The sequence below is a fragment of the Collimonas sp. GW821-FHT07E08 genome (assembly GCF_059418905.1).
The window spans coordinates 280726-307638 of sequence record NZ_JBWKQR010000001.1 but is presented as its reverse complement, the minus strand read 5'-3'; the positions used below and the strand labels follow the sequence as shown (position 1 = coordinate 307638).

Annotated in this window: 28 protein-coding genes; 13 read left to right on the top strand and 15 right to left on the bottom strand. The window is 59.0% G+C overall.

From position 1 onward, the window contains the following. Positions 1 to 6: 6 nt before the first annotated feature. Both AC07RZ_RS01450 and AC07RZ_RS01445 read right to left on the bottom strand, forming a co-directional pair. Positions 7 to 1413 carry an HdeD family acid-resistance protein gene (locus tag AC07RZ_RS01450; RefSeq protein WP_494666621.1) on the bottom strand — a complete coding sequence of 469 codons (1407 nt, stop codon included), beginning with the start codon at positions 1411 to 1413 and terminating at the stop codon, positions 7 to 9. A 22-nt stretch (positions 1414 to 1435) separates the two neighbouring features. Continuing rightward, positions 1436 to 2317, bottom strand: a complete 882-nt coding sequence (locus AC07RZ_RS01445) for an alpha/beta fold hydrolase (RefSeq protein ID WP_494666620.1) — start codon at positions 2315 to 2317, stop codon at positions 1436 to 1438. Positions 2318 to 2663: 346 nt separating this feature from the next. Between AC07RZ_RS01445 and AC07RZ_RS01440 the strand changes: the two genes are divergently transcribed. Together AC07RZ_RS01440 and AC07RZ_RS01435 are read left to right on the top strand one after the other, a co-directional pair. Beyond that, a complete protein-coding gene (locus AC07RZ_RS01440; protein WP_494666619.1) occupies positions 2664 to 4388 on the top strand; it encodes a CocE/NonD family hydrolase in 1725 nt (574 codons plus the stop codon). Positions 4389 to 4555: 167 nt separating this feature from the next. Then, positions 4556 to 5074, top strand: a complete 519-nt coding sequence (locus AC07RZ_RS01435; RefSeq protein WP_494666618.1) for a spore coat protein U domain-containing protein — start codon at positions 4556 to 4558, stop codon at positions 5072 to 5074. Between the two features lie 8 nt (positions 5075 to 5082). Here AC07RZ_RS01435 and AC07RZ_RS01430 read toward each other — a convergent pair whose 3' ends face one another. After that, positions 5083 to 6996, bottom strand: a complete 1914-nt coding sequence (locus AC07RZ_RS01430; RefSeq protein ID WP_494666617.1) for a sigma-54-dependent Fis family transcriptional regulator — start codon at positions 6994 to 6996, stop codon at positions 5083 to 5085. Positions 6997 to 7159: 163 nt separating this feature from the next. On the opposite strand from AC07RZ_RS01430, the gene AC07RZ_RS01425 reads away from it, so the two are divergent. After that, entirely contained in the window at positions 7160 to 7594 is a 435-nt protein-coding gene (locus tag AC07RZ_RS01425) for a hypothetical protein (protein ID WP_494666616.1), read from the top strand. 2 nt (positions 7595 to 7596) lie between these two features. On the opposite strand, the gene AC07RZ_RS01420 is transcribed toward AC07RZ_RS01425, so the two are convergent. Both AC07RZ_RS01420 and AC07RZ_RS01415 read right to left on the bottom strand, forming a co-directional pair. After that, complete coding sequence (locus AC07RZ_RS01420; RefSeq protein ID WP_494666615.1) at positions 7597 to 8970, bottom strand: alpha/beta hydrolase family protein; 1374 nt, start codon at positions 8968 to 8970, stop codon at positions 7597 to 7599. A gap of 74 nt (positions 8971 to 9044) precedes the next feature. Then, complete coding sequence (locus AC07RZ_RS01415) at positions 9045 to 9761, bottom strand: FMN-dependent NADH-azoreductase (protein ID WP_494666614.1); 717 nt, start codon at positions 9759 to 9761, stop codon at positions 9045 to 9047. Between the two features lie 97 nt (positions 9762 to 9858). Here AC07RZ_RS01415 and gcvA point away from each other — a divergent pair, with 97 nt between their 5' ends. From gcvA to AC07RZ_RS01400, 3 genes are all read left to right on the top strand, one after another. Further along, the gene (gene gcvA / locus AC07RZ_RS01410; protein WP_494666613.1) at positions 9859 to 10785 is read left to right on the top strand and encodes a transcriptional regulator GcvA; all 927 of its coding nucleotides are present in this window, start codon (positions 9859 to 9861) and stop codon (positions 10783 to 10785) included. Positions 10786 to 10886: 101 nt separating this feature from the next. Next, complete coding sequence (locus tag AC07RZ_RS01405; protein WP_494666612.1) at positions 10887 to 11492, top strand: pyridoxamine 5'-phosphate oxidase family protein; 606 nt, start codon at positions 10887 to 10889, stop codon at positions 11490 to 11492. A gap of 7 nt (positions 11493 to 11499) precedes the next feature. Next, positions 11500 to 12018: a DUF1697 domain-containing protein gene (locus AC07RZ_RS01400; RefSeq protein WP_494666611.1), complete on the top strand. Its 519-nt coding sequence runs from the start codon at positions 11500 to 11502 to the stop codon at positions 12016 to 12018. On the opposite strand, the gene AC07RZ_RS01395 is transcribed toward AC07RZ_RS01400, so the two are convergent. From AC07RZ_RS01395 to AC07RZ_RS01380, 4 genes are read right to left on the bottom strand one after another with little or no spacing between them, the layout of a single operon-like run. Then, complete coding sequence (locus AC07RZ_RS01395; RefSeq protein WP_144736056.1) at positions 12015 to 12419, bottom strand: SRPBCC family protein; 405 nt, start codon at positions 12417 to 12419, stop codon at positions 12015 to 12017. The two genes, AC07RZ_RS01400 and AC07RZ_RS01395, sit on opposite strands and share 4 nt — an antisense overlap. A gap of 47 nt (positions 12420 to 12466) precedes the next feature. Continuing rightward, positions 12467 to 12859, bottom strand: coding sequence for a RidA family protein (locus AC07RZ_RS01390; protein WP_494666610.1), 393 nt, complete (start codon positions 12857 to 12859; stop codon positions 12467 to 12469). A gap of 45 nt (positions 12860 to 12904) precedes the next feature. Beyond that, complete coding sequence (locus AC07RZ_RS01385) at positions 12905 to 14065, bottom strand: DSD1 family PLP-dependent enzyme (protein ID WP_494666609.1); 1161 nt, start codon at positions 14063 to 14065, stop codon at positions 12905 to 12907. Positions 14066 to 14079: 14 nt separating this feature from the next. After that, positions 14080 to 14709, bottom strand: coding sequence for an HAD-IA family hydrolase (locus tag AC07RZ_RS01380; protein ID WP_494666608.1), 630 nt, complete (start codon positions 14707 to 14709; stop codon positions 14080 to 14082). A gap of 96 nt (positions 14710 to 14805) precedes the next feature. Between AC07RZ_RS01380 and AC07RZ_RS01375 the strand changes: the two genes are divergently transcribed. Further along, positions 14806 to 15729: a LysR family transcriptional regulator gene (locus tag AC07RZ_RS01375; protein WP_494666607.1), complete on the top strand. Its 924-nt coding sequence runs from the start codon at positions 14806 to 14808 to the stop codon at positions 15727 to 15729. 35 nt (positions 15730 to 15764) lie between these two features. Here the strand turns inward: AC07RZ_RS01375 and AC07RZ_RS01370 are convergent, their stop codons facing one another. Beyond that, positions 15765 to 17801 carry an eCIS core domain-containing protein gene (locus tag AC07RZ_RS01370; protein ID WP_494666606.1) on the bottom strand — a complete coding sequence of 679 codons (2037 nt, stop codon included), beginning with the start codon at positions 17799 to 17801 and terminating at the stop codon, positions 15765 to 15767. Between the two features lie 54 nt (positions 17802 to 17855). Here AC07RZ_RS01370 and AC07RZ_RS01365 point away from each other — a divergent pair, with 54 nt between their 5' ends. After that, positions 17856 to 18377: a hypothetical protein gene (locus tag AC07RZ_RS01365; RefSeq protein ID WP_494666605.1), complete on the top strand. Its 522-nt coding sequence runs from the start codon at positions 17856 to 17858 to the stop codon at positions 18375 to 18377. Between the two features lie 46 nt (positions 18378 to 18423). On the opposite strand, the gene AC07RZ_RS01360 is transcribed toward AC07RZ_RS01365, so the two are convergent. Continuing rightward, complete coding sequence (locus AC07RZ_RS01360) at positions 18424 to 19326, bottom strand: LysR family transcriptional regulator (protein ID WP_342827830.1); 903 nt, start codon at positions 19324 to 19326, stop codon at positions 18424 to 18426. Positions 19327 to 19504: 178 nt separating this feature from the next. Here AC07RZ_RS01360 and AC07RZ_RS01355 point away from each other — a divergent pair, with 178 nt between their 5' ends. Further along, the gene (locus tag AC07RZ_RS01355) at positions 19505 to 20272 is read left to right on the top strand and encodes an SDR family oxidoreductase (RefSeq protein WP_494666604.1); all 768 of its coding nucleotides are present in this window, start codon (positions 19505 to 19507) and stop codon (positions 20270 to 20272) included. A 19-nt stretch (positions 20273 to 20291) separates the two neighbouring features. Then, positions 20292 to 21224, top strand: a complete 933-nt coding sequence (locus AC07RZ_RS01350) for an alpha/beta fold hydrolase (RefSeq protein WP_494666603.1) — start codon at positions 20292 to 20294, stop codon at positions 21222 to 21224. A 190-nt stretch (positions 21225 to 21414) separates the two neighbouring features. Here the strand turns inward: AC07RZ_RS01350 and AC07RZ_RS01345 are convergent, their stop codons facing one another. From AC07RZ_RS01345 to AC07RZ_RS01330, 4 genes are all read right to left on the bottom strand, one after another. Then, positions 21415 to 22071, bottom strand: coding sequence for a DsbA family oxidoreductase (locus tag AC07RZ_RS01345; RefSeq protein ID WP_494666602.1), 657 nt, complete (start codon positions 22069 to 22071; stop codon positions 21415 to 21417). 177 nt (positions 22072 to 22248) lie between these two features. Continuing rightward, positions 22249 to 22731: a DinB family protein gene (locus tag AC07RZ_RS01340; RefSeq protein ID WP_494666601.1), complete on the bottom strand. Its 483-nt coding sequence runs from the start codon at positions 22729 to 22731 to the stop codon at positions 22249 to 22251. A 208-nt stretch (positions 22732 to 22939) separates the two neighbouring features. Then, complete coding sequence (locus AC07RZ_RS01335; protein ID WP_494666600.1) at positions 22940 to 23548, bottom strand: hypothetical protein; 609 nt, start codon at positions 23546 to 23548, stop codon at positions 22940 to 22942. A gap of 16 nt (positions 23549 to 23564) precedes the next feature. Beyond that, positions 23565 to 24137 carry a TetR/AcrR family transcriptional regulator gene (locus tag AC07RZ_RS01330; protein ID WP_494666599.1) on the bottom strand — a complete coding sequence of 191 codons (573 nt, stop codon included), beginning with the start codon at positions 24135 to 24137 and terminating at the stop codon, positions 23565 to 23567. A 466-nt stretch (positions 24138 to 24603) separates the two neighbouring features. On the opposite strand from AC07RZ_RS01330, the gene AC07RZ_RS01325 reads away from it, so the two are divergent. From AC07RZ_RS01325 to AC07RZ_RS01315, 3 genes are all read left to right on the top strand, one after another. Then, entirely contained in the window at positions 24604 to 25029 is a 426-nt protein-coding gene (locus AC07RZ_RS01325; protein ID WP_342827824.1) for an Rrf2 family transcriptional regulator, read from the top strand. Between the two features lie 66 nt (positions 25030 to 25095). Continuing rightward, positions 25096 to 25686 (top strand): NADPH-dependent F420 reductase, encoded by a 591-nt coding sequence (locus AC07RZ_RS01320; protein WP_494666598.1) that lies wholly within the window; start codon positions 25096 to 25098, stop codon positions 25684 to 25686. A gap of 38 nt (positions 25687 to 25724) precedes the next feature. Further along, the gene (locus tag AC07RZ_RS01315) at positions 25725 to 26486 is read left to right on the top strand and encodes an SDR family NAD(P)-dependent oxidoreductase (protein WP_494666597.1); all 762 of its coding nucleotides are present in this window, start codon (positions 25725 to 25727) and stop codon (positions 26484 to 26486) included. The last annotated feature ends 427 nt before the right edge of the window (positions 26487 to 26913 follow it).

Genomic DNA, 26913 nt, shown 5'->3' with positions numbered 1-26913 from the left:
CAAGCTTCAGGAGGTGAGGTTTTCTTCATTGCCCGGCATTGGCCGCCTGGCCATGGTTTGCTCCTGGCGCCATGTCCGGCGCGAACGCGACATGGTCCGCAGCGCCAGGCGCGCCATCTTCAGCCAGCCGAACGGCCTCGGGTCCGCCAGCATGCTCATGGCGCGCGCATAATCCAGGGTCAGTCCCGGCGTCCACGCCATGGTTTTGGCGCGCTTGCGGATCTGCGCGGCGACCCACAATTCCGGCGTCAGGAACAATCGTACAAAAGCACCCCAGCCCTTGCCGCCGCGGATCCTGCCGGCCGCGCCCTCAAGCGCCGCTTCCAGCGCACGCGCAACCGAGCTCGAGCAGTTGCGATAAGTCAGGTTATAGGTGCTGTCCTGCCTGTAGCTTTCCCAAAAAGCAGCCAGCCGCTGCGCGCTATAGTTCCTGATCCTGACCTTGACGGTGGACTCGCACCATGCGCGCGATTCGGTCGGATAATCCGGCTGGAACAGCCCAGGCACATCGTTGTCACGCGTCGCCCGCAGCAGGCGTCCGAACTCGTCCGGAGACCTGTCGATTTCAACGCCGGGATAGAGGCTGATGTAGACGCCTTCAGGCGTCTCAAGCGCCGCGTGGCCGGTTGAAATGACGCCGTCCGAATCAACCGCGGCAATATAACGGTCGATGATCGGCAGCCGCTGCGCCGGCGCCCTTGACGAACCGACCGGCGTCCATACATGGACGGTCAGGGCCTTTTCGCCTGCAGCGGGCGGCCCGTCCCATTCCCGTGCAGCGTTCTCGGCGACCTCCCCCGCATACTCCTGGGCAGAGCCGGCCTCCGCCCTCTGCAACACCGACTCGACCGTCGCCTTGGCCGACAGGCGCCGCACCCGGTACGCCAGCAGCAGCATCTGCCAGCCGCCGAACGCCAGGCCCAGCCCGATGCAGTAAGGCACGGTGCCTACGTAATGGGTCGGGTAAGGCTGGTAGAAAAAAATCGCGATGCCGCACTCGACGATGCCGCCGGCGAACGCCAGCCGCCAGCGCGGATAGCGCACCACGGCCGCCGAGATCGATTGCAGCAGTCCGTCCGCCAGGAACAGCGTGCCGAAAATCATCGACAGGATGAAATTGCCGTGGTGATGTCCCGCCATGATCAGCAACGCGGCGACGATAAACGCCACGCCTTTGATGTTGCGCAAGATGCGTTGCCCGGCGACCCCGGTCCACGCCACCGCCAGCGTCGCGATTCCTTCGGCCAGCAAGAAATAGGCGAAAAAACTGATCGGGAAATACAGCGCATTATCCAGGGCGTCGACAAAGATCACGACCCCGGCGACAGCCCATATCCAGCCGATGATCCGCAATCCGCGCCAGCGCTCGCGCAAATAATCGACGCCTAACAGCAGCAGCACCAGACGCAGCATAAGGCAGCCTTTCAAAAAATGATCAGAGCAGCGCCAATATAGCACCGGTAAAATCCTGCGCGGCTTCCTGCGGCAAGTTGTGTCCGGCCACCGGGATCACCCGGCGCTGGTACGGTCCGCTGAAAAACCTGCCATGCCCTTCCGAACCGCCGATCGGACTGACGCCGTCGCCGCCGCCGTCCAGCGCGATGGCCGGCACGCTGATCTGCGGCTGCGCCGCCAGCAATGATTCGGTGTCCTCGTACGCAGGATCGCCCGGCGCCAGTCCAAACCGGTGGCGATAGGAATGGATGACGACATCGACGAAATCGGGATTATCGAAAGAAGCGGCGCTGCGCCGGTAAGTCTCTTCGTCAAAACGCCAGTTCGGCGACCAAAGGCGCCACAGCAGTTTGCAGAATGCGTAGCGGTCCTGCGCCAGCCCGGCCCGGCCGCGCTCGCCATGGAAATAATACTGGTACCAGTAGCGCCATTCGTTTTCCGGCGTCTGCGGCGCTGCCGATGCGGCGATATCCTGGATGTTGTAGCCGCCCGCCGACACCAGGCCGCGCACGCGCGCCGGCCACAGCGCGGCAACGATGCAGGCGGCGCGGCCGCCCCAGTCGTAGCCGGCCAGCACCGCATCGGGGATCGCCAGCGCATCCATCAGCGACAGCAGGTCATGGGCGAGCGCGGCCTGCTGGCCGGAGCGCGGCGTATCGGGCGCCAGGAAGCGGGTCGGGCCGTAGCCGCGCAAGTACGGCACGATGACGCGGCAGCCAGCCGCTGCCAGCAATGCGCTCACTTCGTCGTAAGCGTGGATATCGTATGGAAAGCCATGCATCAGGAAAACCGCGCGGCCGCTGGCGTTGCCGCTCTCCTCGTAGGTCACATTGAGAACGCCGGCATCGATCCGTTTTAACATCGCCATCCTCCGATTTTGTTTCGCTATCGACAGTGCACATTGATCATTAGTCGCTATCTTCTAATCTTTTCGTTGATGCTGCAACGCGATGCGTGGGTTAATAAAAGACAGGAAAAGAACGATCGTTCACTTATGTGCTGACGCACTTTCCGCTGCATGAAACACCTTGGAAAACGGCTTGCCGGATAACGATCATTCCGATCATTCGCTTTACCTGCTTCCCTTGAAACACGCAGTCTTGACTGCCGCAGCAATCATCATCCAGCAGTTCCTGGCTTCAAACCATGCCAGTCCCCCGCCTTGTTTTGGCACAGAGCATTCAACCATAAATACAGGAGAACGTCGCATGCGCATCCCGTCTCTGCTTACCCTGTCCGGAATTATCCTGACGCTAGGGCTGGCTTCCTCCGCCGCCAATGCCGAACTGTGCCGCAGCGCCAGCGCGGCGGAAGCGGCCGGCTACACCACTCCCATGCAATCGCCGGGGATCGTCTCGCCCATCGACGGAACCTGCTGGATCCCCGCCATGACCATCGCCAGTTTCGACGGCACCAAACTGGCGGCCAACCTGTTCCTGCCGAAACGCAGCGGCAGCGACCAGAAATTTCCCGCGATCGTCATGATCGCCAGCTGGGCGGCGCCCGGCCGCGTCGAATATATCGGCCAGCAGCAGAAGCTGGCGCAAGACGGTTATGTCGTGGCGAGCTATACCGCGCGCGGCTTCTACCTGTCCGAAGGCCAGGTCGACGTCGCCGCGCCGGAAGATGCGCGCGATGTCTCGTCGGTGCTCGACTGGCTGCAAGCGAATGCGCCTATCGATATCAACAATGTCGCCGCCAGCGGCATTTCCTACGGCGCCGGACTGTCGCTGATCGCGCTCGGGCAAGACTCGCGCTTCAAGACCGCGGTTGCGCTATCCGGCTGGGCCACCCTGGCGGACCAGCTGTACACGTCCGGTTCGCCCAACCTGACCTGGGCCACCGTGCTCGGCCTGGCCGGCAGCGTTACCGGCCGTCCTGCGCCCGAAGTGAACCAGAACATACTGGCCCTGCTTGATCCCAACACCAGCGCCGCCAGGATTGCCGAAATCACCGCCTGGGCAAAACCGCGTTCGCCATCCACTTATGTCGCCGCCATCAACAAGCGCAACGCGCCTGTGTTCATCAGCAAGAACTTCCAGGACGACATGTTCACGCCGAACTCTTCGCTGGCGATGTTCGCTGCGCTGACCGGCCCCAAGAAGATGCTGCTCAATGCTGGCATCCACGCTTCCGCGGAATTGACCGGTGCGCTGCTGGGCGCCCCCAACTATCCTTACGACCAGGCTCACCGCTGGTTCAACCGCTGGCTGAAAGGCGAGAAAAACGGTGTCGATACCGAACCCCAGGTTTCCATGCAGATCAAATTCAGCGACCGCCGCGAATCGTTCGCCACCTGGCCCGCTCCTGAACTGAGCGACAAGACTTATTACCTGGCGCCGCGCGGTGCAGTCCGCTTCGATCTCAGCTGCTTCTGCGGCAAAGGCGACAAAGGCTACATCTCCGCCACGCCAAACCAGAGCGCCGGCTCCGACCTGATCCAGAATCTGTTCGATACTACCGCCAGCAGCGGCCTGATCCCGATCCTCTCCACCTTGGGCGAAACCGTCAACCTGCCGGTGATCAATTCGCTGCTGACGGTCAGCCTCGCTGCCGGCGTCCGCTACGAAGCGCCGGCGCTCAGCGCCACGCAGAAAATCCGCGGCATCCCGAAGCTGAATTTGCGCGCCACGCCGTCGCAGGCGCGCGCGCAAGTGGTGGCCTACCTGTATGACGTGGATGCGATCGGCACCGGGGTCCTGATCACCCATGGCGCCACTACCTTGCACTGGGCAACGCCTGGCCAGACCGTCGATTTCCCGATCGAGTTCTCGGCTACCGCCTATGATGTGCCGGCTGGCCATCACATCGGCGTGGTGCTGGATACCGCCGACAGCCTGTACGCTTCGCCGGTGAACCTGGGCGAACGGTTTGGCGTGCGCTTTGAATTCAGCCCCGGCCAGCAATCGACGCTGGTTTTACCAACGCTGTGATGCCTTGATGACAACTTGCACGGCCTTGCCGTGCAAGTTGCGGATAGCTGGAATCGGTAAATAAATATTTCCAGAAAGAAATTTATGTGCTATAGATACAGCCAGCAAACGCAGGTCGAGCGCGGTCCGGACCGGATAACCAGGCGGTGGCAATCGGGAGATTCGTCATGAAAAATACTATTCAGGGTTTGATCTTGCTTGTCGCATCGGCATGCAGCGCAGCCGGCGCTTTTGCCGCGACAGCCACCGCGACCATGACCAACACGGTCACCGTCGCCGGCAACTGCAGCATCGCCACCGTCGGCTTTACCACCACTTACGATCCGGTCGTGACCAACGCCACGACCAACCAGGATGTGACCGCCAGCGTCACCACCACCTGCACTCCCGGCGCCTCGCCCGTCATCACGCTGGGGCAAGGCGCCAACGCCAATACCGGCTCCACCGACGCGGCACCGTTGCGGCGGGTATCCAGCGGCGGCGGCACGCCGACCTATCTCAATTATTCGCTGTTCTCGGATTCCGGACGCACCACGACCTGGGGCAACACCGCAGCCACCGCGCCGGCAGCCGTGAGCGCCACAGGCACGGCGACGCCGCTGACGATTTACGCCCGCGTGCCGTCGGGACAAACCGGTGTCGCCACGACATATACCGACACCGTCGTCGCCACTGTCACCTTCTAACTCACCATCTAACGCAGGTTCAATTTGCGATACACGGTATTGCGCGAAACTCCCAGCGCCTTGGCGGTGGCGGAGACGTTGCCGCCGCTGGCTGCAAAGGCTTTCCTGACGGCCGCCTGCGCCAGGCCTTCCAGGCTGCCGGCGCCGCTATCCGGGGCCATGGCAACCGCGGCCGGCGGCTGAGGCTGCACATCCTCCAGGAAGTCGTCGGGCAGGTGCTCCAGCCGGATCAGTCCGCCATCCTCGGCCATGACTACCGCGGTCCGCAACAGGTTGCTCAGCTGGCGGAAATTCCCCGGCCAGCTGTGCCTGCGAAACAGGTCCATGATGTCGGGCGCGACGCTGCAGCTGCGGCCCTCGCTGCCGGCTTCCGCCAGCAGCCGGTCGACGATGACATCGAGATCGCTGCGTTCGCGCAAGGCCGGCAGCTTGACCACCAGGCCGTTCAAACGATAATAGAGGTCTTCACGAAACAGATTGGCCGCGATCAGTTCGCGCAGGTTGCGGTTGGTGGCGCAAATCACCGCGAGGTTGACCGGGATCGCCTTGGTGCTGCCCAGCGGCGTCACCACCCGCTCCTGCAACACCCGCAACAAGCGCGCTTGCAGGCCGAGCGGCATGTCGCCGATCTCATCCAGGAACAGCGTACCGCCGTTGGCTTGCAGCAGCTTGCCCTTCCCGCCCTTTTTGCGGGCGCCGGTAAACGCCCCTTCTTCGTAACCGAACAGTTCTGATTCGATCAGCGTTTCCGGAATCGAAGCGCAGTTGACGGCGACGAAAGCATTGTCCTTGCGCGGCGAGTCGTTATGGATCGCCTGCGCCAGCAATTCCTTGCCGGTGCCGGTCTCGCCGGTGATCAGGACCGGGATGTCGCGCCCCGCCACCTTCTCGAGCTTGCCGATCAGGGTCGCCATGTGCGGATCGCCGGTATTCAGGTAACGCAAGCTGGACAGGCGGCGCGCCGCCGTTTTCGGCACGGCAGCCGCCGGCAGGGGCGGCTGTTCGCTGTAATGCTGGAACACGCTATTGGCCAGCCTCAATTCAGCGCGGGCATAGACCTTGACGCCGCTGTGCAGGCACAGGCTGAGCAGGCCCGGAGCGGCGGCACGGTAGTGGTCGAACAAGGTCGACAGCGGCAAGCCGAACAGCGAACTGAAGGTATGCGACTGCAACGCCGCCTGCGACAAACCCAGCTGGAACAAGGCGCTACGGTTGGCCGACAGGAAACGGCCGCCGGGCGTGAAGCAGGCGATGCCTTCCACCAGCGTGCCGATGAATTCGGGCCGGCTATGGAAATGCAGCGTGACGGCGTTCTCGAATGCCGCCGTAAACAACTGGTTCTCGATCATCTGCGCCGACATGCGCACCAGCGCCATGGTGTGCTTGTGATAGCTGCCGCGGTCGCCGCTGACATCCAGCACGCCGAGGATATTGCCCTGGTAGTCGAAAATCGGCGCTGCCGAACAGGTCAGGAAATGATTGGCTGAAAGATAATGGGCGTCGGCATGCACCGTGGTCGGCGCGCCCTCGGCGATGGCGGTGCCTATCGCATTGGTGCCCTTGCTTTGCTCGGACCAGGCCACGCCCGGATTCAAGGCCACGCGGTTGGCCTTGACCAGAAAATCGTCGTCGCCCAGCGCGTGCACGATCACGCCGTTGGCGTCGGTCAGGATCACCATGTTATGGGTGTTGACGATCTGCTCGTACAGGGTTTCCATGACCGGCAAGGCATGCGTATGCAAGACCCGGTTCTGCTCCAGCAGCAGCGACAGGGAGCTGCGGTCCAGCGGCATGATGTCCGGCTTGTCGCGCTGGTCCAGGCCGTAGGCGCTCGATCTTTGGTGCGATTTTTCAATCACCGCGGGATCGCAGGAAAATTGTTCCGCTGACCTGTTCGACCTGTTGTATGAGATATCACGCATTTTGTCTCCTTCGGGCAGGTTTTGCGAACCTCTCTCTGCGGACGCTGCAGCGCCTCTCAACCAAATTGCCATCCCTCAGTCTACCGGTGATTCGCACCTGACGTCACTGTTCTGACGCCAGCCCGGGTCTTAGGTTCAGCCGCATTTGGTGTATCCTGCCCGGATGAACAGCGAAACCGACATCCAACTCAGCGGGCCATTCAGCGTCAACGACGCTGCCGGGCGTACTCATGACATTAAAGCAATCCGCATCTTCGACGAAGGTTACGGCATCATCGACGTCTATGTCGATTTCGCCGCAGCGGTCGGCAAGGAGCGGCTGTATGAAGACAAGGTGCTGGTCGCCCAGGTCCTGGCCCAGCTGCGCCGCAGCGGCTATGCCGGCCCGGATTTCGGCCATGGCGACCTTGGTTTGCAAGATGACAAGCTGATTGTGCTGGAAGCGCCGGAAGAATTCAATGACTTCGCGGCAAGCAAGGGCTGGAAAAACCTCGCCGACGAATTTGCCGACGAGCAGTACAGCGAGGCCGACGACACACCGGCGCAAGCCGCATCGAGCTCGAAACTCGATACCCTCAAGAACAAGTTCAAAGCCTGACCTTAGCGGAAATCCTGCGCTGTCCCGAGCATTTTGTCCCGGGCCTCCGGCGCCGGCGGCTGGCCCTTCATCCAGCCGGCCATCAGGCTGTTGTATCCCGCAGCATAACCGCCATATTTGCGGCTGCCGTCAGGCTTGACCGTAAAGGTCCTTATACCGTGGTCGGAACCGGGGAAGACGGCGATATCGATCGCTTTGCGGCCAGCCCTGAAACGCTCCAGGCGGGCAATCGACGGCGCGCTCGGCGCTACCGAGTCGTCTTGCGCAAATATCCATAATTGCGGAATCGCAAGACGGCGCAATGCCGCCTCTGAATCGTAATGCCAGATCACGCCGGGACTTTCGCCGCGCGCCCGTTCCACCTCGCCGCGCAGCAGCTCGCCCGTGTACTGGCCGTCAACCTTGTCCAGCCACGGCGCGCTCGCGTATTTGCCTTTGGCTTGCTGCAGCTGCGGCAAGCCGGCGTGGAAATTCGACGCCGCCACCGTGCCGGCCAGCGCCGTCAGCGAACGCGCCTTGCCGACCACATCCTCGCCGTAACCGAGGTTACGCAGCTGATAATCGACCTGCCACTGGTCCTGCTCTATCGGCGTGCCTATGACGCCGTAACCCACCACCATGAAATCGACCGGCGCCTTGGTCGCCGCAAGCGGCGCCACCCAGCCGCCCTGGCTGAACCCGGCCACGCCGACGCGGCCGACACGCCCTGCGCTGAGCCTGCGCGCCTCGACCACGGCAGCTGCGACATCATCCGCAAGCTTCACGAAATCCTGGGTATAAGCGCCTTCCGACTGCCCCGTGCCGCGCTTGTCGAACACGAATGCGGCAATACCCTGGCTCGCCATCAGGAAAGCGCGATTGCTTGCATCTACCGCCGCGGTCGATTCGGAGCCGTGCACCAGCACGAACAGCGGCGGTTTATCGGCAGGCGTCAGCGGCTCGATCAATTCGCCATTCAGCCTGAGGGCACCGGACATGAACCGGGTGCGGGTAATGCGTAACGGCAGGCGCGACCACTGCTGCTCCGGACCACCCTCGAACTGGAAAACCACAGGCTTATCCTGGCACCCGGCGTAACGCAAGCGACCCGCCAGCCTGGTCCGGTCGTCGGCATCTGCTGCGGCGCTCATGGCATTTTCCGCATCGGCCTCGAAGGTGCCGATACGGCCGTCGAAACTGCTGGCCAGCAGGGTGGCCGGAAACCCCGGACGCTGCGTCAGCGTTACGATCTCGCCGGCAGGCGACCGATAGGCTCCGGTAAGGCAGGCCGGCGCCGCAGCTTGCCCGTCTTGAGCCATGACGGCTGTTGTGGACGACGCAAACAGAAGGAGGGAATACAGGATGGCGTTGCTCATCTGCGCTTTCGACAATTGCATGGACTTCCTTTATTTTCTGCGGCAAGGCGTCACTCCTTGCACCGGCAATTATTATGCAGCAATCATGCTCGCCGTCACAACGCAATCGAGGGCGCCTGCCGGCAGCCTGCAGCCTGGCCGATCTCGCTTGCCATCCTCCCGGCCAGGCTGTCGACCTCCGCCTCCGCCGCAGCAATGGACGCCGCGAGACGCTCGTCGCCGAACTCATCGTATTCAATCGCGATGCTGTGCAGCTCATCAATGCCGATGTAAGCCAAGGCGCTGCGGATGCTGGGTTCGACATGGTTCATGGCGGCGATCCTCTGCCCCGCCCCGTAACCGTGGTCGCCCCTGGACGACAGCACCACCGCACGCTTGCCGGCATCCTTCAGCATCGGCCAGTAAGGTTCGCCCTGGCGCTGGCGGTCAAAGCCGAAGGTGCGGCCCACCCTGACGATATTGTCGATCCAGGACTTGAATTGCGCCGGCACGTTGAAGTTATACATGGGCACGCCCAGCACCAGGATATCGGCCGCCAGGATTTCATCGACCAGGGCATCGCTTTCCGCCAGCGCCTTGTGCATCCAGCCTTCGCGCGACGAAGGCGCGGTAAAGGCGGCGTGTATCCATGCGCCGCTCACCGGCGGCGGCGGATTGAGGCCGACATCGCGTACGCGGACCAGGTCGCCTGGCCGCTGCTGCAGCCACTGCCGGATGAAACGGTGCGTCAGCCTGCGCGTATGGGAGCCGTGCGGCTGCAGGCCGGATTGTCCGCCGCGCGCGCTGGCGTCCAGGTGTAGCAAGGTAGTCATTTCAGTTTTCCTTTGTGAATTAGATTCATGTATCAGCTTTCCGGATAAACTGTAATTCCCAAGTGTTTTTTGGACAAACGACAAGTTTTACCTGTTCATGGAAAATAAAACTCATCCGTTGGATAACCAGGCCGCGCGCCGCCTGCCTCCGCTCGCTGCGCTGAAAGCGTTCGAGGCCGCGGCGCGCCACCTGAGCATCAAGTCTGCGGCGGCGGAACTGTCGGTCACGCCGACTGCGGTGAGCCACCAGATCAGGCGCCTCGAAGACAGCCTCGGTGTCGCCGTGTTCCAGCGCCTGCCCCGGCAATTGCGCCTGACGCCTGCCGGATCGGAGCTGTATGTGGCGCTGCGCGACGGCTTCGACCTGTTTGCCGCAGCCATCGGCCGCATCCGGCTGCGCGATGCGGCGCGCCTGCTCACCATCACCACTACGCCGGCGTTTGCAGCGCGCTGGCTGCTGCCCAGGCTGGGCGCGTTCAGGAACGCGCATCCGGGACAGGACCTGCGGCTCCACACTTCAGTGGAAATCGCGCCGCTGGACGGCCATACCGCGGATATCGCGATACGCTACGGCCTCGGTTCCTGGCCGGGGCTGGCGGCGGAAAAATTGTTCGACGATCGCATCGCTCCGGTTTGCAGTCCTTTGCTGAAAGTAAAGAAACCCAAGGACCTGCTCAAGCACACCTTGATCCATAACGAATGGCAGGCCTCGCTGCGCAATGCCTCGACCTGGCGCGCCTGGGCAAAGCGCGCCAGGTTCAGCGGCCTAGACAGCCAAGGCGGCATCGTGTTCTCGGATGAAAGCCATGCCATCTCGGCGGCGATCGCCGGACAAGGCGTGGCCCTGCTGAGCACGGCTTTGATCGAGCCGGAATTGCAAAGCGGCGTGCTGGAGCAGCCGTTCGGTCCGGTGCTCAGCAACTACGCCTTCTACCTGGTGTATCCGGAAGCCAGGCGTGCCGAGGTAGCAGACGCCTGCGCCTGGATCGGCGCGCAGGCAAACGCCTCGGCCCTGCAGTTCTGACGATTGCGGCGGCGCGGCTGCTATCGATGGTCGCCATCGAGGCCTGCGAAGGCGATGGTTTCCCGGTAAAATCGGCGTCAAACCAACCTCCGGGAACAGATATGCTTACCACCGTCGAGCAGCTCGAGGAAATCTACGGCAAACCGCATGAGCGATCCTTGTGGAAAGAAATCGATCATCTGAACGAGGACTACCGGTCCTTCGTCAAAGCCTCGCCATTTGTAGTGTTTTCCTCTCACGGTCCGGGAGGCATGGATTGCTCGCCCAAGGGAGATGCCGCGGGCTTCGTCAAGATCCTCGACGACCGTACGCTGGCGATCCCCGACCGGCCCGGCAACAACCGTATCGATACCCTGCGCAACCTGATCGTCGATCCACGCATCGCCCTGCTGTTCATCGTGCCCGGCATCGGTGAAACCCTGCGCGTCAACGGCCGCGCCGAGATTTCAGCGGAGCCGGCCCTGCTCCAGCAATTCGCGATGGATGGCAAGTTGCCGCGCACTGTCATCATCGTCAAGATAGAAGCGGCCTACTTCCATTGTTCAAAAGCGCTGGTACGCTCGAAATTGTGGGATCCCGCACTGCATATTGAACGCGCCAGCTTCCCCAGCCCGGGCGCCATGCTGAAACGCCTGAGCAGCGGCGGTTTCGATGCCGACGCTTACGACCGCGAATTGCCGGCGCGGGTCAAGGCTACCCTGTATTGAAGGGAACATGAGAATGACAGTTTATGCGGCGCTTCTGCGCGCGGTGAATGTCGGCGGCACCAGCATCTTGCCGATGAAAGAACTGGCAGCGCTGTGCAGCGGATTGGGCTTCGGCAATGTCCGCACTTACATCCAGAGCGGCAACGTGGTCTTCGACAGCCCGCTGGGCAAGGATGCCGTCGGCCAGGAACTGGCGCAGGCGCTGGCGGAAAAGATGGGCAAACCGGTCGATGTCTTGCTGCGCACGGCGGCAGAGCTGCGCGCCATCCTGAAAGCCAATCCTTTCCCGGATGCGGAGCCGTCGAAAGTTGCCGTGGTTTTCTGCAGCGACAGCCTGCCCAAGGGCTGGCTTGATCTGTTGCCGATTCCCGGCCCAGAACAAGTCCAGCCGGGAAAAAAGGAAATCTATATCCACTATCCCGAAGGCATGGGCAGATCGAAGCTGAAGCTGCCCGCATCGACCGGCATCGCTACCGTCCGCAACATCAATACGGTAACCAAGCTGCTAGCCCTGGCTGCCGGCTAAGCTTCTGCGATATTCTTCAGCGCGCCCAGCACGTCGGGAAAGTCCGCGGTCACCATCGGCCCGAAATCCGCCGCGGCCGGCCCGGTGATTTCCGTGCTGTAGATGACCTTGCAGCCGCCCGACGCCAGCGGCACGATCTTGTGGTGCACCAGCACGCGGGTGCCGTCTATGATCGTTTCGTCGGTAAAACCCTGGTTCTCCTTGACGTCGATCAAGGTAGTGGTAAACACGTCCTCACCGGGAGGCTGCATCGTGAATGTCGTGCCATTCGCAAATGCGCCATGGATCTGGATGTTGTCGATTCCCTGGTTCCACTTCTTCCAGCCTTCCACGTCTGCAAACAGCTGCCAGATCCGCGCCGGCGCGGCGCTGGTTTCAATGCTCTCTTCATGAGTCCACATGGTTTTTTCCTTGTTGTCTAAGGAGGCATCAATTGCGAAACGCTAATTTAGCATGCCTGAACCCCGCCGGGAACGAAAGCAACCAGCTGCAGCTCGACCGCATAGCCATGATGCAGGGCCGGCACCGGCACCACGGCGCGCGCCGGCTTGTGCGCGCCCAGGTAGCTGGCGTAGATCTCGTTGAACAAACCCCAGTTTTCAACCCCGACCAGATACGCCGTCGCCTGGACCACATCGCCAAAACCGCAGCCTGCGGCTCGCAGGACTTCCTGGCACTGGCCGAACACTGCTTCACACTGCTGCCGGAAATCGTGGGTGGCGGGATCGATCGTATCGGATGCCGGCAGCATGCCTGACAAAAAGACAAAACCGTTCTGCTCGACTGCTTGCGAATAGTGGCCGCGTGGCGCCGGCACGGCTGGGGTATGGATGATTTTCATGGTCGATTCGTGTTGTAGAGGTGCATGATGGGACAAGAGCCGTTGCTACCAGCCGCGGAATCGTTCCCAGACATCCAGGATGTCCGCGGCATCCCGGCTGACGACATGGTAACGGGAATGCTGCGCGCCGGTTGCGCAAGCGTGGTTCGGCACGATGCGCAGCATGGTGCCGATGGGCAGGTCCGGCGTTTGCGCAGGATCGCCGGAGCGGTGCGCGATCACGCCATGTTCCTGGTTGGCGTCCACCATCAGCACATCGGGCAGCAGTGCGCCGCCGAGATCGCAGACCAGGCCATAACCCTGGTCCACCGCCTGCTTGCCGGTGCCGCGGTCGCGCGACATGGCCATCCAGCCGGCGTCGGTGATGATCCAGCCTTTTTCTTTCTGGTGCCCGATCACAGTGGTGAGCACGGACAGTGCAATGTCCTGCTGGCGGCAGACGCCGAGGCCGGCCATGACCAGGTCGCCGAACACAAACACGCCCGCGCGCACTTCGCTGACGCCATCCAGGTTGTCGGCAAATATGGCGGTCGGGGTCGAACCGATGCTGACCGCCGGACAGGCGATGCCGGCCGCGCGCAAGCGTTCTGCGCAGCCGACGGCAGCATCGCGTTCCTGCTGCGCCATCTGCCTGATGGTGGGTATCGAGCGGCAGTTATAGGAATTGCCGGCGTGGGTAATGACGCCCGCCAGATGCTGGCCGCCGGCGGCCAGGCAACGTCCGATATCCAGCAGTTCCGGCGCCTCGGGCGCCACGCCCGAGCGGTGGCCGTCGGAGTCGATCTCGATCATCACGTCGAAGCGCGTATTTTCCGGGCGCGCCTTGTCGCACAGGGCCTGGGCCATTTCCAGGCTGTCCAGGATGACCGTCAGCTTTATCCCCTGCTGCCGCAGCCTGGCCACATGATCGAACTTTCCCGGCACAATGCCGACCGCATACAGGATATCCGTGAAGCCATTGGCCGCGAAATATTCCGCTTCCTTGAGGGTCGACACCGTGATCGGCCCGCTGGCCTGGCCTAGCGTGGCGCACGTTACCTGGATCGATTTGCTGGTCTTGACGTGCGGCCTGAACGCCACGTCGAAACGGGCCAGGCTGGCGCGCATGCGGGCGATGTTCTGCTGCATGCGGTCCTGGTCGAGCACCAGCGCCGGGGTTTCGAGATCGCTCAGGCGGCGCGGCAGGTTTATTGTGGCGTCATTCATGTCATTTCCCGGATTTATCTGATATCGACAAACTCAAGCAGGTCTGCTATCCGCGCCGACTCTGCCAGCGGCGCCGGCGCCCCGGCTGGCGCCGCCAGGCCGATGCGGTTATGCCAGAAGGTATCGAGGCCGACTTGCACCGTACCGAACATGTCATAGGCTGAACCGGCGACAAACAGCACGCGCTCCGCCGGCAGGTCCAGTTTCTCCAGCGCCAGCCGATACGGCCGCGGGTCGGGCTTGTAAAACCCGGCCTGCTCCGACGTCACGACCACCTCGAACGGGACACCGACCCTGCCGGCCGCCAGCTGGCCAAGCCTGGCGGAGCAATTGGTCACCACGCCCAGCCGATAATCCTGCCGCAGGCGGGCCAGTGTCGCGGCGACATCCGGCCAAGGCTGGAGATCGAGCCAGTTCCGCTCAAGCTGCTGCGCCAGGTCCGGCGCCAGCCCGACATTTTGCGCAGCCTGCGCCACCAGCTCTTCATACGGCTGGTAAGCGCCGCAGCCATAGGTCAGCCGCAGATATTCTGCACGCCAGGCGCGTCCCGCCTGCTCCGATCCGGCGGTACGGTCCCAGACCGACCAGGAATCCAGCAATGCCGTCAGCAAGTCGAACAAGATTGCCTGATACTTTTGCGCCATGTCAGCCTCGATCCAGTTGGTGTAGCTGGATTATCGATCGTATTCCCAAGACTGTGGTTAAATGAAACATATGGCTAAATTAAGTTTTACTTAATAATGATACCAATCGACGACATCCGCTTTTTCATGATCGTGGTAAGAACCGGCAGCCTTGCCGCCGCCGCGCGCGAGATCAACGTCACCGCTTCGGCCGTGACCCAGCGCCTGCAGCAGCTCGAAGCCAGGCTGGGAGTGCGCCTGGTCGACCGCTCCACGCGGAACATGTGCCTCACCGACGAAGGCCAACTGCTGGCGGAGGAAGGCGCGGCGATTTGCGAGCAGAACGATATCCTGTTTGAAAAGCTGAAAGCGCGGCAAGGCATTGTTGCTGGACACTTGCGCATCAACGCCCCGTTCGGCTTTGGCCGCCGCTACCTGACGCCGCTGGTGGCGCAGTTCCAGAGCGACCATCCCGGCGTCAAGGTTGCGCTGACCTTGCTCGACCGCATCAGCGCCGGCGAGGCGCACAAGGCCGACATCACGTTCCACATCGGCGCCCTGGCCGATTCCAGCCTGGTGCGCTACAAGATCGGCGCCAACGCCAGGATCCTGTGCGCGTCCCCATCTTATATCCGGCGCGCGGGATCGCCGGCCGATCCGCAGTCGCTGGCCCGGCACCAATGCCTGGTGCTGCAGGAGAACGACGAAGACGTGGGCTTGTGGAAGTTTTCCAAGGGAGCGCTTCAGCATAGCGTGCGCGTCGATCCGATCCTGAGCTCCAACGATGGCGAAGTGGTGCATCAATGGGCGCTGATGGGAAAAGGCGTCATGATCCGTTCCGAATGGGATGTTGCGGAAAATATCCGGCGCGGCAAGCTGGTCGCCCTTCTCCCGCAATGGAGCCTGGCGCCGGCCGACGTCATCGCGCTGGTGCCGCAACGCAAGGGCATGTCGGCAAGGGCGAAGAAATTCATCGAATATGCGATCCGGCAGTTCGGGCCGGTGCCGCCATGGCGGGCCAAAGGTGACAACAAGACCTAGCTTAAGAAGGTAATCCAGAAGCAGGACAATGTCGTTTATCCGTTTGAATTGTAGCTGGCGACTGGCCGCCAGGTAGTTATCAGGTTTTTCAGGAAGGTTATGTCTGCGGCCTTGTCGAGATTCTCGGCTTGCAGGCCGTTCAATTGAGTTGTCATCAGGTCCAGCACACTGTTCACCAAAGGAATCAGCTGGGATTCTGCGGCATCGACTTCTTCGCCTATCTCCTTGATGATCGCCAAATGGAGCTTGCCGGTTTCAGTGGAGCCGTCAAGCCCCTCGCCTGAAGTTTTATCCGCCAGCGTTGAATAACTTCCGAAACGCGTTGCCGCCCTCGCGCTTGCGCCTTCCAGTCCAAGCCGCCTCGCGTTGATCAGTTGCACCTGCTGGTACCAGGCCGAATCGTAGTCGGCAGAGCCATCTTCTGGATCGTCGATTTTATTCCAGTCCGCGTCATAGCCACTGTCTTCGCCTCCCGCAAGGGCAAGGTTCTGTGCCACCCATGCACTCCATTGCTCGGCTTCGTCGAAATTGCCGAATTCTTCCGCCGCGGCGTCACGTGATATCTCGGCAGCTTCCTTTCGCGGCAGGAGATTTTCATTCTTGTGGCCGAGCCAATCGGTCTTGTGTTTTTCCGCTGCCTCAGCTTTTCTCTTGCAATCTTCTATCTCGGCTTTCTTCGCCGCCACCAATGCGACAGCACTTTGCAAGGGAGCATCGATAGCCGCCCCGCCCGCCAGCGATGCCGTCTTGCGCAGGAATTCTGCGTATCGTATCCCGGTGGTGATGGTCAATGATTTGAGATAATCCAGGCGGTTGAGTTTGTTTTCCTGCGAATCCTTCTTGAAGTAGCCGAGCCTGACCGGCTTGCCTTGCTGCGCCAGGAAAGCATTCTCCGAAGTGCCGAGCCACGCCCCGCTGCCGGTATCCAGGGTTGGCTTGAGCCCGATGTTTTCGGCCTCTTCCAACTGCATGTAATAGCTCAGCGTATGCTCTCCGGAAATCGAATCGATCCTTACCCACTGGTCGCTGACCGGCGCGCCGTCTATATCCTTGTACCGGTCTTTGGCGTGGCCTTTCAAGTGGCGCAGGGCATGGTTGAATTCGTGGCCCAGATAAATATCCTGGTTACCTTCGCGCGTATAGTCGCCTTCCGGCAATCCTTTGGCCGGCAGGACAGCCGTGCTTTCACCCCTGACGTTCATGAAGACAGTATGCTTGGCAGGGTCGTACTGAGGAGGCACTGCAGAGGAAAAATCGAAAAAAAACTGCTGTTCGTCATTGATCAGGTTCTTCAGCAAGGTGCCGCCGCTGGTCGCGCTTGCTCCTATGCGCGCCTCCCAAGTGCCGGCTCCCGCGTCTGCCAGGGTAATTGCCGCGGAACCCGCCAGACTGTTTAGCTGCTCCAGCGCCAGGTCTTTATCCGCCTCCTCGCCTTTAAGGGTGAGTTTTCTCTGGATGACGGACATGCCGTCCGCTTGCGCCAATGGCATCCGCTGAACGGCCATCGACTGGCTGGTTGATGGCTTGACACCATGGAGAGATCGGCTGCCGGCCTGGACAGCTTTTGCTCCCATCGTATCCGCTTCACGTTCCAGTTCCGCATCATCATTGACCGGCGCACCTTGTTTCATTTGCCGCGTGGGTTTTACCCTGCCCTGTTTCTGCTGCACCACGTGCCAGGCTTCATGCGGCAAATGTTTTTGCTGGCCGGGAGCCAGGTGGATCTCGCTGCCCGCGGCATATGCGTGCGCCTGTACAAGTGCCGGCAGAGAGGAGTTGTAATGGACATTGAGGCCATCCAGCGCTATCCCGGACAGGTTTTCGATACCGTACTTCAAGCGATCGGGAAGGCCGGTGCGGACGGTCCTGGCTGGAGGCACACCGGCAGCCGGCGCTCCGCCTTGCGCTGCCGGCAGGCCTGTAGCGCGCCTCTGAAGAGCGCTGCCGGCATAGTGGTAATTGTCCATTGCCACCAGGCCGGCGCTGTCGTCATGCGATACGCAAGGCTGCTCAGGAAAGCTGTCTTGTGCAACAAGCTGCGGCAGCGGGGCTAGCGGTCTCATTTTCTGCATGCCTGGCGCCCCTTGTCCGGTAAGGCCGATTGAGCTATCACAAGGAAATGTACGGTGATTCCAGCCAAAAAACAATCACAACAGCAGGTGACCCGCTTCGCGGCGGGGGGAACCTGCAACAGGACTGACGCTACCGCAGATGCTCTGCCGCTTTCCCGGCACGACCTGTCAAATTTAACAGGTGCATCGGAGAATCGCATAATGCAGATCGCGTTCTGGCCGGAGAAGCAGTACGTTCTTTGCATCAATTCCATTGGATTTCCGACGCGGAGGACGGCCAGCATGCAAAAGATAACGCTGCCTCAGGCATCGCTGCCGATTGTGAAAAGCGCCGCCGCTCCACGGCCCGACGTGCTCGCCGACGGATGCAACGACCTCACCGCGATGGGCGCTTATCGATATGCAAGCTCCCCGCTCCAGAGGCGAGCGGATATTGCCCATGAAGCGGCTCCAGCAAGTTCGATACCTGCCCAAATCAATCGCACCGGCCTTCCCGATCGCTTAAAAAACAGTATCGAAAACCTGATCTGGCTCCGGGACAGCAAAAGCATCTGCCGCACGAAGCCTGGCATGTGATATAGCAGCATCAGGGGCGGGTCAAACCTACGATCCAGCCGATCTATCAAACCACATCCCAATATGGTGGGGTGCCGAAAGCCCCGCGCAACGCCATGACAAGTTCTTGAAGTTTTTTGGAGGCCCTACGGCCCTCGGGGTGCGCAACATAAATCATTTCTTCTGCGGCTTCACTTCCAACGTCAACCCTGACGAGCGCTCCTTTTTTGACGTCTTCTCCGACAATAAAGCTTGGCAGAAGTGCCAAGCCTAGACCAGCCAACGCAGCATCTCTCATCATGTCGCCGTTGTTGACCCTCAACGAAGCCGGTGGCCGGACGAAGGCATCTGGGCGCAAGTCTAGAAACCGCCAGTCAGCGACGTTTCGATTTGTATAGTAAATGGCTCTGTGGCCACCTAAGGCGTCGAGTGTCGTCGGTTTTCCGTAATGCTTTAGGTACTCTGGGGATGCCACCAGAAGCCGCCTGCTCGGGGCGATTGGCAACGCGACAAGTCGGGAGTCTTCGACCGTACCATGCCGTATGACGGCATCATACCCGTCGGCCGCGGCGTCAACTCGCCGGTCGTCCAATTCCAATGTGAGCGAAATTCCGGGATGCTTCGACAAAAAAGGGTACAGCGCTGGGCCAAGATGCATGCGCCCAAATGTGACTGGGGCGGACAATCGCATCGGTCCGCTCAAAGTGCCGCGTCGCTCCGAAACCTCTGCCACTGCGTCTTGAACCTCCCAAACGATGCGGCTCGCCCTTTCGAAGAACGCTATCCCATCCTCCGTCAGGCTGAGTTTGCGCGTTGTTCGGTGAAACAACGGCGCCCCAAGACTTTGCTCAAGTCCGGCGAGCCGTTCGCTGACAACCGACTTTGAAAGGTGCAGCCTCCTGGCTGCTGCACTGATAGAGCCAGCTTCCGCTATAGCAACAAAGTTCGTAATCCCGTCCAGCTTGACCATACGTCCTCCGGCGCCCATGCGGTGTGTGCTGCGACCAGATCAATCCGGTAGCGCAACTTCAATTGTTCGATTATACCGAACACAAATTCCTTTAGTTGCCCACTTATCCAAACAGACTTCGACTACTACACTGAGTTCAGTAATTCATTTTTCTTTAATCACTTTCTAGGAGATTCAAATGAGCAAGCGACTTGAGGGCAAGGTTGCCATCATTACCGGCGCAAGTTCGGGCATCGGCTTTGCAACTGCACAACTGTTTGCCGCCGAAGGAGCCAAGGTTGTCGTTGGAGCGCGCCGACAGGCCGAGCTAGACCAATTGATCGGCCAAATTCGCAGCGCGGACGGCCAAGCCGTGGCTCTGGCCGGCGACGTTCGGTCCGAGGAGTACGCCAAAGCGCTGGTGGCGCTGGCGGTCGAACGCTTTGGGCGCCTGGATATCGCATTCAATAATGCCGGCACTTTGGGTGAAGGCGGCCCCTCCACTGACGTCTCCGAAGCCGGTTGGACGGACACCTTGGCAATCAACCTGACCGGCTCCTTCCTCGGCGCCAAGCACCAAATTGCCCAGATGCTGAAGAACGGCGGCGGCTCGCTCATCTTCACTTCCACCTTCGTGGGCCATACCTTTGCTTTTCCTGGGGTCGCCGCCTATGCTGCAAGCAAGTCCGGCCTCATCGGTCTGACTCAGGCCCTGGCTGCCGAGTTCGGTCCCCAAGGAGTGCGCGTCAATGCGGTACTGCCCGGCGCTGTGGACACCGACATGTATCGCGGCATGAATAACACTCCTGAAGCGCAATCTTTCGTGACCAACCTGCACGCTTTGAAGCGCGTCGCCACGCCCCAAGAGCTGGCTCGGTCCGTCCTGTACCTCGCTTCGGACGATTCATCCTTTGTCACCGGCACCGCATCCCTTGTGGATGGCGGCGCTTCGATTACACGCACCTGAACCCAAGGAGAACAACATCATGCTCAGCACTTTTAATCGCGCCCTTGGTGCCAGCCTTATTGCAGTCGCCGCGCTGACCGCTTCGCTGCCGGTACACTCTGAACCCAAACCGTATCCGGCGAACTTCAAAACAGAAAGCATCAATACGGATGGCGCCACGATTCACGTACGCGTCGGCGGTGCCGGGCCCGCCGTTGTTCTCATCCACGGCTTTGGAGACACCGGAGACATGTGGACGCCAATGGCGATTGCTCTTGCCAAGGACCACCGGGTGGTTGTCCCCGACCTGCGTGGCATGGGGTTGTCTTCCAAGCCCGAGGGCGGCTACGACAAGAAAACCCAGGCTGGCGACATCCGTGCGGTCTTAGACAAACTCGGCATCGACAAAGCGGACATCGTTGGTCACGACATCGGCACCATGGTGGCCTACGCTTATGCAGCGCGCTACCCGGAGAAGACCACGAAGCTGGTGGTGATGGACGCACCAGTGCCAGGCGTGCCTCCTTGGGAACAAATTGTCCGCCTGCCGGTGCTGTGGCACTTTGACCTCGGCGGTAAGGACATGCTGCGTTTAGTCCAGGGACGTGAGCGCATCTACCTCGACCGGTTCTGGAATGATTTCGCCGGCGATGCCAGCAAAGTCGATGAGGCCACACGCGTCCACTACGCGAAGCTCTATGCTCGCCCCGGCGCCATGAAAGCGGCCTTTGCCCAGTTCCAGTCAATCCGTAAAGACGCGGACGACAATGCCGAATCCGTGAAGACCAAACTCAGCATGCCGGTCCTGGCAATTGGCGGCGAGAAGTCCTTTGGTGCGAACGAAGCTGCGGTCATGCGCAACGCCGCAACTAATGTCACTGAAGTTGTAGTGCCCGGTTCCGGTCACTGGCTGATGGACGAGGCACCTGCAGAGACTGTGAAGACGGTGCAGTCCTTCCTCAACACGAACTGACATAGTTCAATGAAGGGACGTGCGCCAACGAGGGTGCTCGTCTTTCCATGTGTGTAACCCATATCCGGCTCGTATGTCCTGGCACACAAACATTAACGAATCAATTCGATTAGGTGGAGTGGTTGAATGACCGCGGCTGACACCGGCCATTCCCGGTCAGCACCAGTTCGTGAACACTCTCCCGCGACAATCACTCCCGCTCGTCGCTCGCCAGGATCGCCCGAAGCTGCTCTTCAAATACCTCCGGCGGCTGGCCGCCCGAGATCAGGTAGCGATCATTCACGATGACTGCGGGCACGCTGCTGATGCCGCGCTGGGCCCACAGCGTTTCCTCTTCCTTCACTTCCTGAGCAAACCGATCCGATGCCAGTACTTCGTCGGCTTCGGCGCCATCCAGGCCGGCTTGCCTGGCAAGTTCCGCCAGCACATTCCTGTCCGCGATGTTTTTCCCGTCGGTGAAATAGGCTTTGAGCAAGACCAGTTTGAACGTTGCTTGCGCATTCTTCTCTTTCGCCCAGGCAAGCAGACGATGCGCGTCGAAAGTGTTGTAGACACGACTGGCGTCATCCCGGTTCATGGTGAAACCGACGGCAGCCGCCCTGGCCCGGATCTGTTCACGGTTGATGCGCGCCTGATCGGCGGTGATGCCGTATTTTTCGGTGATGTGTTCAAGTTGCTCCTGCCCGGCTGCGGGCATACCAGGGTTGAGCTCGAACGGGTGGACGGTGAAGTCGACGTGCGTCTCCGGAGCGAGGCGTTCGAGCGCGATATTGAGACCCGCCAGCCCGATCGCACACCAGGGGCATACGACATCGGAGACGAAATCGATTTTCAAAGCGTTATTCATGGCAATACCTCATGGCATGGCACCTGTCGTCAGGTGGCGTTAATGGATGAAGATATTGTAAGTCGGATGTGCGAGCGTCATCCGGGGGTGTCGCAGAGATGTCCGTATATGGACTCCATTTCTACGAATCCGTCCGTTCCATTCGAGGCGTCATGGCATGCCTTATCACCGTTGCCGTCAACGAGATTCGGCCTTATGCAAATAGACTGTGAAAGGATGCACGGAAGCTTGGGGCAAGAGCAGCCCTATGGCTCCACGATGATAGTCGCCATGAGTTGCAACGTGAACAAGCATTTCCTCGCGCAGCATGCATCCTGACACGCCGTCCGTGAACGTAAACTGGAGGCTTTCCGAAAACCGTTCCGCTGCCAATTTCCCGATATATTCCACATACCAGCGGTCTGATGTAACCACCGCAGAGCGTAGCTCCTCGATTGTCGGTGTCTCCGGCGTGTTAATTCCTGTGTAGCCGGGCATTTCCCCTGACAGATGGGCAGCAAAGATGCGATCAACGATGTATATGTGGTTTAAGAGGCGAATCACAGAGTGTCGTTCCGATTGGCGAGCCACTGCATCGACCTTTGCGAGTTCAGTGAAGAGTCCCTCGTTGGCCCAAGCTTTATACTTGAAGACCGAAAGCAGCAAGGTTTGTGCGCTCATGTACAACCTTTCTGGAATTGCGTCCGCTAAGGGCAAGTACCGGTTGCTGCAGGCTCAGGTCCGAAATGGCCTCTGCGCCGGTTTGATCTGATCGACTGCGGCGGACCTCGTTGACCATGCAGTACGCCATGATCAACTGATACCTGCTTGCCAGGCAAGCAAACGACCCAATGCAGACTTCGCATCAAGATTTTTAGACGATCCTGCATCATCTTTGCGGCTTAAGCTCAATTGTTCTTCCTTTTTTGCGTAGGAATATTATTTGAGCTATCACTCCAACGATAAGAATGACGAATAGACCGCCCTGAGATCCAAGAAGAAGTGGAGACTTTAGGTCAGTTACGAATGGATGGCCGTCCGGAACGCGGCGTAGCGTCTCGCTTACGGTGGGAACCATCAATAAGAACGCAGTAAGGCTGAGGCTAATGGTTTCGATATAAATAGCCGCTCGCCCAACGGAAGTAATGTGGGCTATTCCGTAACCCGTCACTAAAAGCAAAATCGTAGCAGTGGCAATGCCATAGCTCACTGGCTGATGTGCGACAAGAAATACCGTAGTCGCGCCTATTAGCATCGAAATAAAGTACGCAATACCCGGAGCACTGCGAGGTGCAATCCTGCCATGCCGTACAAACATGTAGATGACTAAAGGTATGGCAGGTAGGCTGCCAATTGTATGTAACCAGCCTAGAGGCGTTATCCCAAACATAATGATTCCTTTCGTATATTGACAAAATGATGCTGCTAACCAAAAAAATCCAAGCCCCTGAAAGCTCCCTACTAGTTGGCAGGTAATTGGGGGGAAATTAAGTTCCACTTAAGAAATTTCAGATTTACAGAAGACGCTTCAGCAGTGGATGGGTTATTGCGCCGAATATCTTCGCGTCGTCGTAAGCGCGTGCTGAGAGCATTGCGCCATGAACCGTGGCCATAAAACTTTCGGCTTCGATTTTGGCTGACGTTGTTAGTCGAATGCGGCCTTGTGCTACGCCACGCTCCAGGACAGAGGTCAACCAGGTCGATAGAGTCCGAAAATGGGCTCGTACTTCGAGCGCAACTTCTTCGGGAAGAACTGGTAATTGAGTTGCGAGCAATGCGCACACGCAGAACGGAGCAGTAGCGTCAGCGATGCAGGACTCCCAATAATGAATGTACGCACGAAGCTGCTCAACTGGTTCAGGGACGTTACGCTCCAATTCCGCCAGTCCCAGCTGAACCTGCTCTCGATAGTTAACTATAAGTGCTCGAACCAAATTGGATTTGGTTGGGAAGTGATGATGAATGGTCGCATTGCGTACTCCAACCACTTTGGAAACGTCGGCGTAGCTGAAGCCGTTATAGCCACCGGAAATTATCAGTGAACGGGCGCAATTTATGATTTCGTCGGACGTGTTATTGGGTTTCATTCCAGGCACTCTACATACTAGTAGGTAGCATGTCAAGGCGTTTGATTTACTATTGTTATTTCCACAATGGATCGGATGGCAGTGATTACCAATGCCCGAGCAGACTGACTACTTTCGACTGTGGATTCAACCGGTGGATTGAGCTCTATCTACCAACACTGATGTATTTGCTCGGAAATATTATTAGCCCCAGAAATACGACAAGAAAAAGTACTGTGTCCATAGTTCATCTTTCAAGCTATTAAATGACTATGGCGTCGGCGCCAAACAACGGCCCGCCAAGCACGCTATATCTCGCGCACATGTCTGACCGCTTTCTGGAAAATTTGTAACTGGCCGCTTCTGGCCGGCTGCAGACGTTTGACAGATTGTATTAATCTGGATTGAAGGCGGCTGCCAATTGCTTATGGTCTCCTCATATTTTTTATGCTTGACTTACCCAATGGATACGATAATAATATCCGTTATGGCATCGATAAATACTCAGTTTTCAATTGCGGTTCATGTGTTGGCGGCGATCGCCCACTATGAAACGTCTTTTACGTCTGAAGTTTTAGCCGGCAGCGTGAATGCGAACCCGATTTTTGTTAAGAGAATCCTGGCGAAGCTCTCAAAAGCGAAGTTGGTCAAAGCCACCGTTGGTAAAGCAGGGGGCTACACGCTTACTAAAAATCCAAAAGACATTTCGCTATTAAACATCTCACATGCAATAAACCCTCCTGATGTTTTTGCTATCCACACCTATGAGAAAAAGGAATGGTGCGTAGTGAGCAGTAATATCAAGGAAGTGATGGGCGAGGTTCTGGTCGGTACGCAGAAAGCTGTTGAGAATGATTTGAAGCAGACCACACTAGCAGATGTTGTTTCAAAAATCAGGAACAAATCTCGTTAGCGTTTTTTTTGATCTAAATAGATACTTTAATAGTATCTACAACATAAGCGAAAGGCGGCGAATTTTATGAAAATCGGATTTATCGGAGCGGGAAACGTAGCCCAAACATACGCTAAGTACTTGGTACGGTATGGGCACGAGGTTGTGCTTAGCAACAGCAGAGGGCCGGATTCGTTAAACGAACTCGTGCGTGGTATCGGCTCGAATGCCAAAACAGGCACTGTCCAGGAAGCAGCGATGCAAGATATCGCGATCTTATGTGTCCGGTGGGAGCAGGCAAAGCAGGCGCTCGCCGAGGTTTCGGATTGGAGTGGGCGGATTCTTGTCGACGCGACAAATCGACCTTCCAGTGAGGACGCCGAGGGCAAGACTTCGAGCGAGATCATCGCAAGTTATGCGCCTGGGGCTGGAGTCATCAAGGCGCTCAATACGCTCGTCATGAATTGGGTGCCAGCCCCCTCAGAGAACGACCGCAAATTGGTTCTGTTTATGTCGGGCGACGATAAAGCCGCGAAGCAGAAACTAGCGCGCATTCTCGACGAAGCCGGCTTTGCCCCGGTGGATCTTGGGGGGCTGATTGAGTCTGGAAGACTCCAGGAATTCGGCGCCCCCTTAAGCGGACTTCACATGGATCTGATCAAACGAATGAATTCCTGAATCCAACGCAAAACGACTAACGTTTAAAGGATAAGACAATGAATAGCAGTGCAAATAAATTAGCAGGAAAAATCGCGGTCATCACAGGCGGTAATAGCGGCATCGGCCTGGCCACAGCCAAGCGCTTTGTAGAAGAAGGTGCGCATGTCGTGATCACTGGGCGAAGACAGGAAGAGCTGGCTGAGGCCGCAGCTTTCATCGGAAAAAACGTGATTACGGTCGCAGGCGACGTCTCGAACTTAGAAGATCTCGACCGTCTCTATGCCGTTGTGAAAGAGAAGCATGGTCACATCGATATTCTCTTTGCGAACGCAGGCGGAGGAACAGTCGCACCGCTTGCAGCGGCGACCGAGTCTCATTTCGACAAGATCTTCGATGTCAACGTAAAGGGATTATTCTTTACCGTGCAAAAAGCTCTTCCCCTTTTCAAAGATGGCGGCTCGATCATCCTAACCTCTTCAAACGCAAACGTACTGGGTGTGCCAGCCTTTACTGCCTACGCCGCCAGCAAGGCAGCCGTGCGCAGCTTCGCGCGCGGCTGGACGATGGAGCTAAAGGATCGCAAGATTCGCGTGAATTCGATGAGTCCGGGCCCAATCGAAACTCAAGCTTTGGAGAAGGCGGGCCTCACAGCTGAACAGGCAGAACAGGCGGCAGCTCAGTTCGCCTCGCAAGTTCCGCTCGGCCGCAGAGGCAAGCCCGAGGAAATCGCTGCCGTCGTCGTGTTCCTTGCTTCCGATGAAAGTTCATATATCACCGGTGTGGATCTCGCCGTCGATGGGGGCATGGCGCAGGTCTGACATGAAGATGTCTTCGGCACATGACAGCGACTCACCGGGCGCCCGAGACAAGAGTCTGCTGATTAGCTGTTGAGAAGAATTCTATCGATCCAAAATAAAACGGCGGATGATCCCACGAACATCCGCCATTTTTTAATTCACACGTTCATCTGACGATCGAACAAGCAAAGACGATAATATCGATGAAATCGACGCCATCTTGAAAGCTTGTATAGAGCCACAGGAATAAAGCTTGGGAAATCCGTATTTCACAATCCCCTTCACGGCGGACCCTGGACCGGGACGAAGCCGATAACGTGGCGACGCAAATGGGGCATACCGATACCACGATGGTCATGCGCACATGTGGGAAGTGGATCGGTGCTGGCTGGGTGAGGACCGTAGACGGCGACTTGAAGTCATTTTCACCCAAATTCACCCCAAACGC